Raw genomic sequence first — 13,183 nt, 5'->3', positions numbered from 1 at the left:
GTTCAGGGCTTTACCGTGAAGCCCTGTGCTGCAAATATCTTTTTGGCAGCGGGCGTGGTCAGATAGGCCAGAAAGGCTTTGGCCCCCGCCGCATCGGCGCCGGTATTCAGCAGCGCCACCGGATAGGTGATCGCATCATGGCTGTCTTCGGGGAAGGTGGCGGCAATATGCACATGCGGTTCGGCATGGGCATCGGTGGCATAGACGATGCCATAGGGGCTTTCCCCCGTGGCCACCAAGGCCAGAGCCGCACGCACGTTATCGGCCTGTGCGACATGTGCGGAAAGCTGGTCCCACAGCCCCAGATGGGTCAGCGCCTGCTTTCCATAGACCCCCGCCGGTACGCTATCGACAAGTGCCATAGCCAGAAAACCGTCTTGGCCCAAGGCTTTGGGCAAGTCGGCGGGGGCGGTCTGCACATCGTCATGGGCCACCAGAACCAGCGCGTTGCCCAGCAGGTCGTGGCGGGTGCCTGCAATGGTCGCGCCGGATGTCTCGACCTCGTCCATCCAGTCGGTCGAGGCCGAGATGAACATATCGGCTGGCGCTCCGGCCTCGATCTGGCGGGCCAGCTTCGACGAGCCCGCATAGGAGATGGTCACCGGATCATGCGTTTCGCCCCAGCCCTGCGCGATCTCGTCCAGCGCGGTTTTCATCGAGGCGGCGGCAAAGATGACGGGGTCCGCTGCGGCGGCAAGCGGGCTCATCAGGACGGTGGTTAGGGCAAGAAGGGGCAGGGCGCGCATGCGGGGATCTCCGATATGTTTCGCTGAACATAACCCTTTTCTGCTTCCCGTCCATAGGCTTCAGTCGCGGGGGCCGGTCAGGGCCTCGAGCGCGGCAATGTCGTCGTTGCAGCTTTCGCGGAACCGTTCCAGCAGTTGGCGATACAGCCGCAGCACTTCGGTGCCGGTTTCGGTCAGATGCGCGCCGCCGCCCCTTGTTCCGCCGCGCGCCGAGGACACGACCGGTGCGCAAAAGCCTGCATTCATCTCTTCCACCAAGGCCCATGCGCGGCGATAGCTCATGCCCATGCGGCGTCCGGCGGCGGAAATGGAGCCTTCTTCGGCAATGGCCTGCAAAAGATCGGCCTTGCCGGGCCCCATCATGATCGGGTCCCAGTAAAGGCGCAGGGCGATACGGTTTAGCGGCATGCGAATGTCCTGACAGGGCATGGAAACAGCCCCGATCATCCTGCCCGCCCGCCCCGAAGGCAAGCCGCGCCGCGCCATTTTCTCGAAAGACAAGGCGGGCAAGGCAGGGTATGAAAGGGGTATGGATAAAGAGATTGATGTTATTGCCCCGAACCTCAAGCGTCGCCTGTCCGGCGTGACCGCGACGATTGTTCGGCTTGTGCCCCTGCAGGCGCGCAAGATCGGTATTGTGACCACCGGGCCGGGTTTGCCCGAAACCGTGCCGCATGTCGCCCTATGGCGCGTGCCGTTTCTGAAGCGTCGCCGCCGTGTCTGGCATGCGCGGCGCAATGTGGAAATGGCTCTGGGGCTGGCGCTGAAATATCTGTGTTTCATGGATCTGAAGCTGCTATTCACCTCGGCCAGCCAGCGGCAGCATACGGGCTATACGAAATGGCTGATCGGGCAGATGGACGCGGTGGTGGCGACCTCGGCGCGCACGGCGGAATACCTGAGCGTGCCCAATCATGTGATCCATCATGGCATCGATATCTCGGGGTTCGACAGGGCGCAGGACCGTAGCGCCTTGCGCGCATCGATGAATCTGCCGCGCGGGGTGCTGATCGGCTGTTACGGGCGGGTCCGCCATCAGAAGGGCACCGATGCTTTTGTGGAGGCGATGATCGCGCTGCTGCCCTCGCGCCCCAATGTCTCGGCGCTGGTGATGGGCCGCGCAACCGAAGGGCATTCGGAATTTCTGGCGGGGCTGAAGCGTAAAGTGGGGCAGGCGGGGCTGGAGCATCGCATCCTGTTCATGCCCGAGGTCTCGGTCGATCGCATGGCCGACTGGTATCGGGTGCTTGATCTTTACGTCGCGCCGCAGCGTTGGGAGGGCTTCGGCCTGACGCCCATCGAGGCAATGGCCTGCCATGTGCCGGTGGTGGCGACCCGCGTGGGCGCCTTCGAGGAGATCGTGACGCCGGAAAGCGGCAAGCTGGTCGATCCGGGCGATATAGAGGGCATGAGCGCGGCGGTGGCGGGCTATCTGGATGATCCGCAATCGATGGCCGCGGCAGGGCGTGCGGCGCGGCGCAATGTCGAGGCGCGCTTCCAGATCGATGCCGAAGCCGATGCGCTGATCGCTGTCTATCGCGATCTGCTGGCATGACGCGGGCGGGGTTCTATCTGGCGCGGCTTTTGCGGCAGGAGGCACCTCTGGCCGCGATGTCGGTGGATCAGGCGGATCTGCTGGCGGGGCTTGCGGGCAAATCGGTGGCGCTGGTGGGCAATGCGCGGTCGCTGGCGGAAACGCGGCACGGGGCCGAGATCGATGCGCAGGATGTGGTGGTGCGGATCAACCGTGCCCCGATGCCGTCGGTGGCAAGCCACGGCACCCGCACGGACTGGCTGGCCCTTGCGACGCGGCTCGGGGCGCAGGACCGTGCCCGCATCGGGGCGGGGCGGTATCTGTGGATGAGTCACAAACGCAAACGGCTGGATTGGCAAACGGCCACAAGCCACGGTTTCTATCTGCACCCTCTGGCCGATTATGCGGATCTGCAAAGCCGGCTTGGCGCGCAGCCCACCACGGGGGCGATGATGATCGACCTTCTCTTGCGCTCGGATCTGCGGCAGTTGACGCTATACGGCTTTGATTTCTTTGCCTCTTTGTCGCTTTCGGGCAGCCGCAGCGCCAAAGATGTGCCGCATGATTTCACCTCCGAGGCCGATTTCGTCGCAGGGCTGATGGCGCAAGATAACCGCCTTATTCGCCGCTAATTTCGCGAAAACCCTTTAAATATACGGCCATTCGGGCTATGTCGCACCTCGTCCGAAGTACAAGGAGGGCCTAAATTGGGCTATAAAGTCGTCGTTGCTGGCGCCACGGGTAATGTGGGCCGCGAAATGCTGAATATTCTCGCCGAGCGCGAGTTCCCTGCCGATGAGGTTGTTGCTCTGGCGTCGCGCCGGAGCCTTGGTACTGAGGTCAGCTATGGCGACAAGACACTCAAGTGCAAGGACATCGAAGGGTTCGACTTCTCTGGCTATGACATTGCGCTCTTCGCCATCGGCTCGGATGCGACCAAGCAATACGCGCCGATCGCGGCGAAAGCGGGTTGCGTTGTCATCGATAACTCTTCGCTCTACCGCTATGATCCGGAGATTCCGCTGGTCGTTCCGGAAGTGAACCCCGAGGCGGTTGATGGCTACACCAAGAAGAACATCATCGCGAACCCCAACTGCTCGACCGCGCAGATGGTTGTGGCGCTCAAGCCGCTGCATGACCGTGCGAAGATCAAGCGCGTTGTCGTGTCGACCTATCAGTCGGTGTCCGGCTCGGGCAAGGAAGGGATCGATGAGCTGTGGGACCAGACCAAGGGCCTTTACGTCCCCGGTCAGGAAAAAGAGCCGAAGAAATTCACCAAGCAGATCGCTTTCAACGTGATTCCCCATATCGACGTCTTCATGGAAGACGGCTCGACCAAGGAAGAATGGAAGATGGTGGCCGAGACCAAGAAAATCGTCGATCCGGCGATCAAGGTCACCGCGACCTGTGTGCGCGTGCCGGTCTTTGTGGGTCACTCGGAAGCGATCAACCTCGAGTTCGAAGAGTTCCTTGATGAGGACGAAGCCCGCGATATCCTGCGTGAAGCCCCCGGTATTCTGGTGGTCGATAAGCGCGAGGATGGCGGCTATGTCACCCCCGTGGAATGCGTGGGCGATTACGCGACCTTCATCTCGCGCATCCGTCAGGACAGCACCATCGAGAATGGTCTGAACCTGTGGTGCGTCTCGGATAACCTGCGCAAGGGCGCGGCGCTGAATGCCGTGCAGATTGCCGAAACGCTTGGGAAGCGCTGCCTGAAAAAAGGCTAAGCGCCAGACTGGACTGATGTCGAAACGCCCGGAGAGTTCTCCGGGCGTTTTGCATTGACGCAATCGTCATTGGCGGAGGCGGGGGATTATGCGGGCGGGGGCTTGTCAGCCTCTGTCCGACCGATCACCTTCGTGAATAGTCGGGGAGGAGAATGTGATGCGTTTGATAATGGCCGGACTGGTCGTGGCATTGCCGCAAACGGTATGGGCAGAGGATCTTTTGCAGGCGCAGATACGTCGTGTCACGCTGTATCCGCAAGGGGCCGAGGTGACGCGGCAGGTGCAGGTTCCGGATGGGGCGGTCACGGTGCGGGTTGCGGGACTGCCTGCCAGCCTTGATCTTGACCGGCTTCGGATCGCGGGTGAGGGCGTCAGCCTTTCGGGCGTGCGGCTTGTCTCGGGGCAGGGGGCGGGCGACAGCCCTGTCGTGCAGGAGGCGCGCGCCAAGCTTGCGCAAATGACCGAGGATCTGGCGCAGAAAGAGGATGCGGTCGCGCTTTTGCGGGCCAAAGCCGAGGCGGCGCTGGATCGGGTGGTCTATCTGCGTGGGATCGGGGCGGCGCAGGCCACGCCCGAGCAGGCGCTTGCGATTGGCGATGAGGTCGAAGCGCGTGCTCTGGCGGCGCGTCAGACCGCCTTGCATGCGCAAGCGGAGGCGCGCCGTGCCGAGGCGGCACTGGCCCCTGACCGACGCGCGTTGCAGCGCGCGCAGGATGATCTGGCGCAACTTTTGGCCAAAGCGGAGAATGGCCAGTGGCTGGAGGCCACGGCCAGCGGGCATGGGGTGCTGACGCTGACGAGCTTTGCCGATGATGCGGGCTGGTCGCCGGTGTATGACATGCGTCTGGATCGCGGCGCCAAGCGGATTGATCTTACACGGCTGGTGTCGGTGCATCAGTCGAGCGGCGAGGACTGGCACAATGTCGATCTGACCCTGTCAACCGCGCGCCCGAATGACCGCATGGATCCGTCCGAGCTATGGCCGCTTTTGCGCAGCGTCGGGCCGGACCGTCCGGTTCTGCGAACGATGGGGGCGGAATATGCCGCAGCCGAGGTCGAGGCGGCACCGATGCGGAAGGCGGATCTGCTAGCACCGCAAATGGAGGGGGTGTCGCTTGTCTATCATCTGTCGCAGAAGGTGGATATGCGCGACGGGGCCGAGGCGCTGCGTCTGAAAATGGATGATCTGTCCTTGAAGGCCGCAAGCTGGGCGGAGGCCGTGCCTTCGCGCGATCCAACCGCCTATCTGGTGGCCGAGGCGACCAATAGCGGGTCCGAGCCGATTCTGCCCGGTCCGGTGATGCTTTATGCCGATGGGCGTCTGGTCGGTCAGGGTGCCCTTCCGCTGACGATGCCGGGCCAGACGGTCACCCAAGGGTTCGGAGCGATTGACGGGCTTGTGCTGACCCGCAAGCAGACCCGCCAATCTGGAGATCGCGGAGTGATCGCGCGCCGGAATGAACAGGTGGAGACCGTGCGGATGACCGTCGAGAACCATACCGACCAGTCGTGGCCCCTGCGGGTGGTGGATCAGGTGCCTTATTCGGAACAGGATGATCTGAAGATCAGCTGGAATGCCTCGCCCGAGGTCAGCCAGACCGATCTTGACGACAAGACCGGTCTTCTGGGATGGCGGTTTGACCTGCCCGCGCAGGCCAGCCGCGAGATCACGCTTACGACGCGATTGGAGTGGCCCGCAGATCAGGTTCTGCACTGAACCTGACCGCCTGCGCCGCGCGGCGGGACCGGAACATCGCATTGCTGAAAGCGGCGTCCAGCTCGTCTTCGGTGGGGGCGGTCGAAACGGCGACCAGCTTCGGGCGGTCCGGTTCCGGGCGCGGTTTGCGGCGCAGCGAATGGAAGACGGGCTGGGGCTGCACGAGGGGCTCGATCTCTGCCGTTTCCGTGGCAGCTTGCGGTGCGGTTTGCAGCATCGGAGCCGGAACCGGTTCGGGCGCCGCTTCGGCGGCAGCTTCGGGGCGCAGGCCGGGGAAGGGGGAATGGTAGCGGCGGGTCAGTTCGCCTAGATTCTGGCCGATATCATGCAGGCTGCAGAGGAAATCCTGCGATGGGAAGTCATGCAGGCAGACCTGCTCTTCACCGTTATGGCGCAGCACGAACCCGAGACCGCGCAGCTGGGCTTGAAGATCCAGCCAGCCATCGGCCAGCTCGAAACATTCCGCCAGTGCCACATGCTTGCGCAGGCGTTCGGCGACGGTGCTGCCCCCCTGAGACAGGGAAGCCAGAAGAGCGCCGCGGATCAGGTCCGCGGGGGACTTTGCTTGCGCGCGTGCCGTGCGTTCGATCAGGTGGATCATGTCTGCCGGCAGGCGGAGGGTGACGAGGTGTGATGCAATCTGGGTCATGTCGCCAGATTGCATCCCTGTCCTTAATCGCGAGTTAAGCGAACTTGGTCTTTTTTATTAAAACCGCCTCAGACGGCTTCAAACCCATTCTTGTTGGGGTTGTACTGGCGCAGATCACCGCTGCCGATGTCGTGCCACAGCCCGTGCAGCGTCATCTGACCCGATTCGACAGCCGCCGTGACAAAGGGGAAGGTCATCAGGTTTTCAAGGCTGACCATAACGGCCTCTTGTTCAAGCGCCGTGATTCGCTCTTCTTCCGGCAGATCCTTGACGCGTTCGAAGCCGGGACGCAGCAGGTTGAGCCAGGTGCCCACGAACGAGGTCTTGTCTTCCAGTTCGGGCGCATGGCCGGTGCACATCGCGTTGCACCCTGCCACGCCACCGCAATTCGAATGGCCGAGCACGATCAGATGCGACACTTTCAGCGCCTGCACGGCATATTCCAGTGCGGCGGAGGTGCCGTGATGTTCGCCATCGGGCTCATAGGGCGGCACGAGGTTCGCGATATTACGGTGAATGAAGAACTCGCCCGAGTCGGCACCGAAGATCGAGGTGACATGCACACGCGAATCGCAGCACGAGATCACCATCGCACGCGGGCGCTGGCCCTCATCGGCGAGCTTTTTGTACCATACGGAATTTTCCGAATAGGTGGTTGCTTTCCAGCCGTGGAAGCGTTGCACCAAAGTCGGCGGCAACAGTTTTACACGTTCCCTCATGATCATCCCCTATAATGATTTCCCCTTACTTAGACCCGATACAAGGGGAGTTCGAGAGATTTTCCGGGGGTTAGGCAGAGTTTTTCCTAATTATGAAAGCTTTTCTTGAGACCTTTCCTGCATGGTGAATGTCGACCGTGGGGGTCATGGGGGGCAGGCTATACCTGCCAAAATGGGGTCCTTGAAAGCCATACGTGTTCTGTATGGTCAGTATGATGTGACCCGACGCAATGCGGAGGGTGCCAGTTTGGCAAATGTTACGAAATTGCGCTGCAATGAAACGGTGCGGATTGAACAGGCCCGGATCGTCGCGCTTTATGCCCAGTTGGGGCAGCAGGCAGCCGAACGGCTGATGGCCAGCGCAATCGAGGATCTGGCGATGCATATGGTTGCCATCGATGCCGCCGTACAGAAAAACCAGCTCGGGGCGTTTGACGACGCCGTGACCTCGCTTATTCCGTTGGCGCGTCAGGTGGGAATGACCAAGCTGGAGCAGGTGACGCGGGATCTGCGGGACTGTATGCGGGCGCAGGATCTGGTGGCCTCGCGCGCTGTTTTGGCACGGTTGATGCGGATCGGGGACCGCTCGCTGAGCGAGGTTTGGGATCTGGAGGATATGAGCATCTAGGCGGGGGCACCGCAGATCATGGTGCAAAGCCGCGTGAGAACGCGGCTGACGCTCCGGCGTGCTCTTGCAGGTGGCGCAGAGCAGGTTAGGCTGAGGCAAATGTCCAACCGATCCGGAAGCTTCTGATGTCTTTGCCTGTCCTGTCCGACCGTCCTGCCATGCGTTTCGCGCAAAGCGACGCACCGTTGCCGCTTTATATTACCGAAGGGGGGCTGCCGGCCGCGCTGACGGAGGCGCAGGTGGCATGGGCCAAGGCGCAAGGCTTTACCGGCGCTCTGGGGCAGATCTGTGTGCTTCCCGATGCCGAGGGGGGGCTGTCTGCGGCGCTTTTCGGCTGGGGCAGCGCGGCCAGCCGGGCGCGCGGGCGGTTCCATCTGGCGCGTGCGGCCACGGCCCTGCCCGAAGGCGTTTGGTCCTTGCAGGGCGATCTGTCGAGTGCCGCATCTGAAGAGGCGGCGCTTGGCTGGTTGCTGGCGGGCTATGCCTATGAGCGTTATGCCAAAGCTGCCGCGCCCAAGGCCCGCCTGCATTGTCCCGCAGGGCTGGATGCGGCGCGCCTTGAAGCGATAGCCGCAGGTGAAGCCCTGACCCGCGATCTGATCAATACGCCAGCCAATGATATGGGGCCGGAAGAGCTGGAGCGTGCGATCAAGGATCTGGCCGACCAGCACGGGGCCGAACTGAAATCGATCATCGGCGAGAAGCTGGTCGAGAAAGGATTTCCGCTGATTTACGCGGTGGGGCAGGCCAGCCCGCGGGCACCGCGACTGGTCGAGATGCGCTGGGGCAGCGAGGGGCCGGAACTGACGCTGGTGGGGAAGGGCGTGTGTTTCGATACGGGTGGTCTCAACCTCAAACCCGGCAGCTCGATGGGGCTGATGAAAAAGGATATGGGCGGGGCGGCCACGGTGCTGGGCCTTGCGCATATGATCATGGCCCTGAAACTGCCGCTGCGGCTGCGCGTTCTGGTGCCTACGGTGGAAAATGCGGTGTCGGGCAATGCGTTCCGTCCGCAAGATGTCTATACCTCCCGCAAGGGGCTGACAGTCGAGATCAACAATACCGATGCCGAGGGCCGTCTGGTGCTGGCCGATGCGCTGGCCTATGCCGATGAGGAAAACCCCGATCTGGTGCTTTGCATGGCCACCCTGACCGGCGCCGCCCGCGTGGCCTTGGGGCCGGACGTGCCGCCATTCTATACCGATGACGAGGATCTTGCCGCCGCGCTGGCAGAGGGGGCCGCGCAGGTTGCCGACCCGCTATGGCGGATGCCGTTCTGGTGCCCCTATGAGGACAAGATCGAACCCGGCATCGCCGATCTGGACAATGCGCCGGCAGGGGGGATGGCAGGCTCGATTACAGCGGCATTGTTCCTGCGCCGCTTCGTCACCGAAACCGAGGGCTTTGTCCATTTCGACATCTATGGCTGGCAACCTTCGGCGGCTCCGGCGCGACCGAAAGGGGGTGTGGGGCAGGGCGCGCGGGCCATTCTTGCGGCCTTGCCCGCCATGCTGGGGCTGCCCGCATGACGCCTGCCGGATGTGATCCCCTGCACGGGCTGGACAGGCGGCTGACCCCCTATTCCGGCTCGGTGGCACTGGTTGCCCTCAAGGGGAAAGTGGCCGCGATCAGCTTTACCGAGGGCCGGCCTGCGCGGGTCGCTGTGCCAGTGGTGGATCTATGTGACGCTCCCGCCGGAGCACGTGACCGGCAGCTTGTCTTCGGGGCGGGCGTGACCGTGATCGACGAACGCGCGGGATGGGCCTTCGTTCAGGCCGCAGCCGACCACTATTGCGGCTGGGTGCCTCTGACCGCTTTGGGGCAGGGCGGGGATGTCACCCATGTGGTCTGTGCCCCTGCCACCCATATCTATCGCGAGGCCTCCATCAAGCGCGGCGAGGTCATGGCCCTGCCGATCGGCGCAGGGCTTGGCGCGATACGGGAAGAGGGCGGCTTTGTCGTGACAGCGGAAGGCTTCGTGCCGCGCCAGCATCTGCGCGCGGTGACCGCCCCCGAGGCCGATCCTGTGGCCGTGGCCGAACGTCTGCTGGGGGCTCCCTATCTCTGGGGGGGGAACGGCTATGACGGGATCGACTGTTCGGGGCTCGTGCAGCTGTCTTACGGGCTTTGCGGTATCGCCTGTCCGGCCGATAGTGACCAGCAGTGGCACGGTTTCGGGCAGGTGCTTCCGGAAGAGGTTCCGGTTATCCGCGGGGATCTGTTCTTCTGGAAGGGGCATGTGGCGATGGCGGTCGATGACACGTGCCTGATCCATGCCAATGGCCACCATATGGCGGTCCGTTACGAACCGATCCGCGACACGATGGAGCGCATCGCCGCCTCCGGCGAGGGGATCTATCTGGGCCGCAAGCGCAGGCTCTAATCGATCGGGCGGATCAGCTTGCGCTCCAGAACCTGTAGCACCTGTGCAAGGTCATGGCCGCGTTTGAGGATCCGCCCGTCCATGCCGATCACCGAATACATCCCCTGCCGGTTGCGCAGGGCGGGGCGCTTTTCGATGCGGTAGATCGGGTATTCTGCCGCCCGGCGGAAGACCGAGAAAATCGCCACATCCCTGAGAAAGCTCATGCCGTAATCACGCCATTCACCAGCTGCGACCATGCGGCCATAGACCGAGAGGATGACCGAAAGCTCGTGGCGGTCGAAGGCGATTTGCGGTGTGCCTCCGGAAAGAGGCGGCATATTTTGCACTGTCATGGGGTCAGCCTGCCACCGCTTTGCGTTTCGCGCAATCTTTTCCAAGGGGCCGCAGCACGGCGCGGGTGCCATTATGAGCGGAAAGTGAATGCGATTAATCAATTCTTGGTTTAGCCAGATTCCGGTCTTGAAATGACCTTTTTGCCCCCTCGAAGGTGCCGCGATCCGCTGTCAGGAAAGAGAGAGCGAAAGCAAACGCTCTGTTCCGGTGCCGCAGTTAACAGCCCCCACCCAGTATGCGGCACCGGAACAGTCTTTCCCCCTCTTTGCGATCCGTGCCTTTCGGGCCGAACTGCACAGGCCAGTTGCGGCGGGGCCTGCCCGATTGCGGATGACCGGCTGTGCAGGGCGCGTTCAGATGGGCGCGTTCAAATGGGCGCGGGCCTTTCGTGGGCGGTTTTCCTCGCGGGGGGGGGCGGCCTGACGGAAAACCTGTTTTGTCTCACAGCGGAGGCTGGCATAGTGTCCAGGATGTGCAGAGCCATTACGCGTCTTCGCATAAGCTATTTCACAAGGAGCCACAGATGCAGCGTTTCATTACTTTTTCCGCAGCGGTCCTGTTGATGGGCAGCTCGGTCGCGGCGGTGTATGCCGATGTCGCAGATCCGACGGTCAAAGCCTGGCAGGACGGAATGAAAGAGCTGCGTCAGTCGTCCAATATTCTGGGCGATATGGCCAAGGGCAAAAGCAGCTTTGATGCCGAGATCGCGGCCTCTGCCGCTTCGGCGCTGAAGGAAGAGGCCAAGAAGGTGGCGCCTTTGTTCGAAGCCAAGGCCACGGACCCTGAATCGGAAGCCAAATCCAGCATCTGGGACAACTGGGAGGCCTTCACCTCTCATGCCACTGATCTCGAGGTCGCCTCGGCGCAGATGGACACCTCGTCTCTGGCGGGCGTGCGGGAAGGGATGCAGGCGGTTGGTGCGGCCTGCGGCGGCTGCCATAAGCAGTTCAAGGAATAACCGTGCCTCTTGCGGGCGGGGTTTTGGCCCTGTCCGCAAAGGCCCTGTCCGTAAAGGCCCTGTCCGCAAAGCCTGTCGGCCCCGCAATGGGCCGCAGGGGCCGTGCCGCCCGTGTCCGGCGTCACGGGCGGGTCGGATTGGCAGGCCGCAATCCCGCCAATCCCGCCAAGATGCGCGATGCGCATGCTCAACCGCAATCTACGTTATAGACATTGCCTGCCTCGTCGAGGCGGAAGACGATCCGATGCGGTTGGTAAAGCTGGTCTTCCACACCGCGCCATTCGACCACGCGGTATTTCGTGTCACCAAGCGGCAGGGTCGAGACGACGCTGCCCGGCTGGCCAAGCACATAGGAATAGGCTTTGGCCCCGCAAAGATCGGGCTCGCGCTCGTTCAGCCCGTCGGCGGAATTTTCCGGCTGGATCAGGGCTTGAGCTGATTCGGGGAGGATCGGGGTCGGGGCCAGTTCTTGTTGGGAAGGCTGGCAGGCGGCCAATAGGCCAATCGCTGCGAAGGCGTAAACTCGGGTCAACATGTCGCTCTCTTGCTTGTGTTTGCGCGCATTGTGCCTCAGGTTCGGATAAAATTCCATATGACGGAGAAGGCCAATGAGAACCCGTGCTGCTGTTGCACTAGAGGCAGGTAAGCCCTTGGAAATTATGGAAGTGGAGCTTGATCCGCCGAAGAAGGGGGAGGTGTTGGTCGAGATCAAGGCCACGGGCCTGTGCCATACGGATGCCTTCACGCTCTCGGGCGCGGACCCCGAGGGGCTGTTTCCGTCGATTCTCGGCCATGAGGGCGCGGGCGTCGTGATCGAGGTGGGCGAGGGCGTGACCACGCTGAAACCGGGCGATCACGTGATCCCGCTCTATACGCCCGAGTGCCGCGAGTGCCCCTCCTGCCGCTCGGGCAAGACCAACCTCTGCACCGCGATCCGCAATACCCAAGGTCAGGGGCTGATGCCCGATGGGACGACGCGCTTCCATATGCTGGATGGCACGCCGATCTATCACTACATGGGCTGTTCGACCTTCGCCCAGCATACCGTGATGCCGGAAATCGCGCTGGCGAAAGTGCGTGAGGACGCGCCGTTCGACAAGATCTGCTATATCGGCTGCGGCGTGACCACTGGTATCGGCGCGGTGATCAATACCGCAGGTGTCGAGATCGGCTCGACCGCGGCAGTGTTCGGCTTGGGCGGGATCGGTCTGAACGTTATTCAGGGTCTGCGGATGGCGGGGGCCGATATGATCATCGGCGTCGACCTGAATGATGACAAGGCCGAAATGGCCAAGAAGTTCGGCATGACGCATTTCGTGAATCCCTCGAAGATCGAGGGCAGCGTGGTGCAGGAGATCGTCAATCTGACCAAGAAGGGCGATGACCAGATCGGCGGCGTGGATTACTCCTTCGATGCGACGGGTAACGTCAAGGTTATGCGCGATGCGCTGGAATGCTCGCATCGTGGCTGGGGTGTGTCGGTGATTATCGGTGTGGCGCCGGCAGGGGCCGAGATTTCGACCCGCCCGTTCCAGCTGGTCACCGGCCGCGTCTGGAAGGGCACCGCCTTTGGGGGCGCCAAGGGCCGGACCGATGTGCCGAAGTTCGTTGACTGGTATATGGATGGCAAGATCGAGATCGATCCGATGATCACCCATGTTCTGAAGCTGGAGGAGATCAACCACGGCTTCGACCTGATGCATGAGGGCAAGTCGATCCGCGCGGTCGTGCAATACTGAGGTCGGTCTCTGCCGACGGGAAGCAGGGGGCGCTCGCGCCCCCT

General features: G+C 62.5%; 15 protein-coding genes. 9 read left to right on the top strand and 6 right to left on the bottom strand.

The genetic code is table 11. The features are described 5' to 3' along the window. Positions 1 to 2: 2 nt before the first annotated feature. Together modA and RPE78_RS04330 are read right to left on the bottom strand one after the other, a co-directional pair. Positions 3 to 746, bottom strand: coding sequence for a molybdate ABC transporter substrate-binding protein (gene modA, locus RPE78_RS04335; protein WP_406721315.1), 744 nt, complete (start codon positions 744 to 746; stop codon positions 3 to 5). Between the two features lie 60 nt (positions 747 to 806). Beyond that, entirely contained in the window at positions 807 to 1,154 is a 348-nt protein-coding gene (locus RPE78_RS04330) for a winged helix-turn-helix domain-containing protein (RefSeq protein ID WP_406721314.1), read from the bottom strand. Positions 1,155 to 1,275: 121 nt separating this feature from the next. Between RPE78_RS04330 and RPE78_RS04325 the strand changes: the two genes are divergently transcribed. From RPE78_RS04325 to RPE78_RS04310, 4 genes are all read left to right on the top strand, one after another. Continuing rightward, on the top strand, positions 1,276 to 2,301 hold the full coding sequence (locus RPE78_RS04325; protein WP_339109442.1) for a glycosyltransferase family 4 protein: 1,026 nt from the start codon (positions 1,276 to 1,278) through the stop codon (positions 2,299 to 2,301). After that, positions 2,298 to 2,912 (top strand): glycosyltransferase family 29 protein, encoded by a 615-nt coding sequence (locus RPE78_RS04320; RefSeq protein WP_339108272.1) that lies wholly within the window; start codon positions 2,298 to 2,300, stop codon positions 2,910 to 2,912. The genes RPE78_RS04325 and RPE78_RS04320 overlap by 4 nt, the downstream gene beginning before the upstream one ends. Positions 2,913 to 2,987: 75 nt before the next feature. Next, positions 2,988 to 4,010, top strand: coding sequence for an aspartate-semialdehyde dehydrogenase (locus tag RPE78_RS04315; RefSeq protein ID WP_339108271.1), 1,023 nt, complete (start codon positions 2,988 to 2,990; stop codon positions 4,008 to 4,010). Positions 4,011 to 4,167: 157 nt separating this feature from the next. Beyond that, a complete protein-coding gene (locus RPE78_RS04310; protein WP_406721313.1) occupies positions 4,168 to 5,727 on the top strand; it encodes a DUF4139 domain-containing protein in 1,560 nt (519 codons plus the stop codon). Here the strand turns inward: RPE78_RS04310 and RPE78_RS04305 are convergent. Further along, positions 5,684 to 6,391 (bottom strand): hypothetical protein, encoded by a 708-nt coding sequence (locus RPE78_RS04305; protein ID WP_406721312.1) that lies wholly within the window; start codon positions 6,389 to 6,391, stop codon positions 5,684 to 5,686. The genes RPE78_RS04310 and RPE78_RS04305 overlap by 44 nt on opposite strands. A 53-nt stretch (positions 6,392 to 6,444) precedes the next feature. Further along, positions 6,445 to 7,095 carry a carbonic anhydrase gene (locus tag RPE78_RS04300; RefSeq protein ID WP_339108268.1) on the bottom strand — a complete coding sequence of 217 codons (651 nt, stop codon included), beginning with the start codon at positions 7,093 to 7,095 and terminating at the stop codon, positions 6,445 to 6,447. A 247-nt stretch (positions 7,096 to 7,342) separates the two neighbouring features. Here RPE78_RS04300 and RPE78_RS04295 point away from each other — a divergent pair, with 247 nt between their 5' ends. The 3 genes from RPE78_RS04295 (at position 7,343) to RPE78_RS04285 (ending at position 10,106) form a co-directional block, all read left to right on the top strand. Beyond that, positions 7,343 to 7,723, top strand: coding sequence for a hypothetical protein (locus tag RPE78_RS04295; RefSeq protein ID WP_339108267.1), 381 nt, complete (start codon positions 7,343 to 7,345; stop codon positions 7,721 to 7,723). A gap of 125 nt (positions 7,724 to 7,848) precedes the next feature. Beyond that, complete coding sequence (locus tag RPE78_RS04290) at positions 7,849 to 9,252, top strand: leucyl aminopeptidase family protein (protein WP_406721311.1); 1,404 nt, start codon at positions 7,849 to 7,851, stop codon at positions 9,250 to 9,252. After that, entirely contained in the window at positions 9,249 to 10,106 is an 858-nt protein-coding gene (locus RPE78_RS04285; RefSeq protein ID WP_406721310.1) for a C40 family peptidase, read from the top strand. Before RPE78_RS04290 ends, RPE78_RS04285 begins: the two co-directional genes overlap by 4 nt. On the opposite strand, the gene RPE78_RS04280 is transcribed toward RPE78_RS04285, so the two are convergent. After that, positions 10,103 to 10,441 (bottom strand): DUF2794 domain-containing protein, encoded by a 339-nt coding sequence (locus RPE78_RS04280; RefSeq protein WP_339108264.1) that lies wholly within the window; start codon positions 10,439 to 10,441, stop codon positions 10,103 to 10,105. The genes RPE78_RS04285 and RPE78_RS04280 overlap by 4 nt on opposite strands. Before the next feature lie 524 nt (positions 10,442 to 10,965). Here RPE78_RS04280 and RPE78_RS04275 point away from each other — a divergent pair. Then, a complete protein-coding gene (locus tag RPE78_RS04275; protein ID WP_339108263.1) occupies positions 10,966 to 11,400 on the top strand; it encodes a cytochrome c in 435 nt (144 codons plus the stop codon). Between the two features lie 187 nt (positions 11,401 to 11,587). On the opposite strand, the gene RPE78_RS04270 is transcribed toward RPE78_RS04275, so the two are convergent. Continuing rightward, positions 11,588 to 11,935, bottom strand: a complete 348-nt coding sequence (locus tag RPE78_RS04270; RefSeq protein WP_339108262.1) for a hypothetical protein — start codon at positions 11,933 to 11,935, stop codon at positions 11,588 to 11,590. Positions 11,936 to 12,008: 73 nt separating this feature from the next. On the opposite strand from RPE78_RS04270, the gene RPE78_RS04265 reads away from it, so the two are divergent. Further along, positions 12,009 to 13,139: an S-(hydroxymethyl)glutathione dehydrogenase/class III alcohol dehydrogenase gene (locus RPE78_RS04265; protein ID WP_339108261.1), complete on the top strand. Its 1,131-nt coding sequence runs from the start codon at positions 12,009 to 12,011 to the stop codon at positions 13,137 to 13,139. The last annotated feature ends 44 nt before the right edge of the window (positions 13,140 to 13,183 follow it).

This window comes from Thioclava litoralis (genome assembly GCF_045278885.1).
GTDB lineage: Bacteria > Pseudomonadota > Alphaproteobacteria > Rhodobacterales > Rhodobacteraceae > Thioclava > Thioclava litoralis.
Note: the sequence above shows the minus strand (reverse complement) of the source record. Positions and strands in the feature narration are given on the sequence as shown.

What these genes read in the sequence shown, in the direction of transcription:
- modA (WP_406721315.1), bottom strand. Translation starts at nt 746, where the DNA reads ATGCGCGCCCTGCCCCTTCTTGCCCTAACCACCGTCCTGATGAGCCCG.
- RPE78_RS04330 (WP_406721314.1), bottom strand. Translation starts at nt 1,154, where the DNA reads ATGCCGCTAAACCGTATCGCCCTGCGCCTTTACTGGGACCCGATCATG.
- RPE78_RS04325 (WP_339109442.1), top strand. Translation starts at nt 1,276, where the DNA reads ATGGATAAAGAGATTGATGTTATTGCCCCGAACCTCAAGCGTCGCCTG.
- RPE78_RS04320 (WP_339108272.1), top strand. Translation starts at nt 2,298, where the DNA reads ATGACGCGGGCGGGGTTCTATCTGGCGCGGCTTTTGCGGCAGGAGGCA.
- RPE78_RS04310 (WP_406721313.1), top strand. Translation starts at nt 4,168, where the DNA reads ATGCGTTTGATAATGGCCGGACTGGTCGTGGCATTGCCGCAAACGGTA.
- RPE78_RS04305 (WP_406721312.1), bottom strand. Translation starts at nt 6,391, where the DNA reads ATGCAATCTGGCGACATGACCCAGATTGCATCACACCTCGTCACCCTC.
- RPE78_RS04300 (WP_339108268.1), bottom strand. Translation starts at nt 7,095, where the DNA reads ATGAGGGAACGTGTAAAACTGTTGCCGCCGACTTTGGTGCAACGCTTC.
- RPE78_RS04290 (WP_406721311.1), top strand. Translation starts at nt 7,849, where the DNA reads ATGTCTTTGCCTGTCCTGTCCGACCGTCCTGCCATGCGTTTCGCGCAA.
- RPE78_RS04285 (WP_406721310.1), top strand. Translation starts at nt 9,249, where the DNA reads ATGACGCCTGCCGGATGTGATCCCCTGCACGGGCTGGACAGGCGGCTG.
- RPE78_RS04280 (WP_339108264.1), bottom strand. Translation starts at nt 10,441, where the DNA reads ATGACAGTGCAAAATATGCCGCCTCTTTCCGGAGGCACACCGCAAATC.
- RPE78_RS04275 (WP_339108263.1), top strand. Translation starts at nt 10,966, where the DNA reads ATGCAGCGTTTCATTACTTTTTCCGCAGCGGTCCTGTTGATGGGCAGC.
- RPE78_RS04270 (WP_339108262.1), bottom strand. Translation starts at nt 11,935, where the DNA reads ATGTTGACCCGAGTTTACGCCTTCGCAGCGATTGGCCTATTGGCCGCC.
- RPE78_RS04265 (WP_339108261.1), top strand. Translation starts at nt 12,009, where the DNA reads ATGAGAACCCGTGCTGCTGTTGCACTAGAGGCAGGTAAGCCCTTGGAA.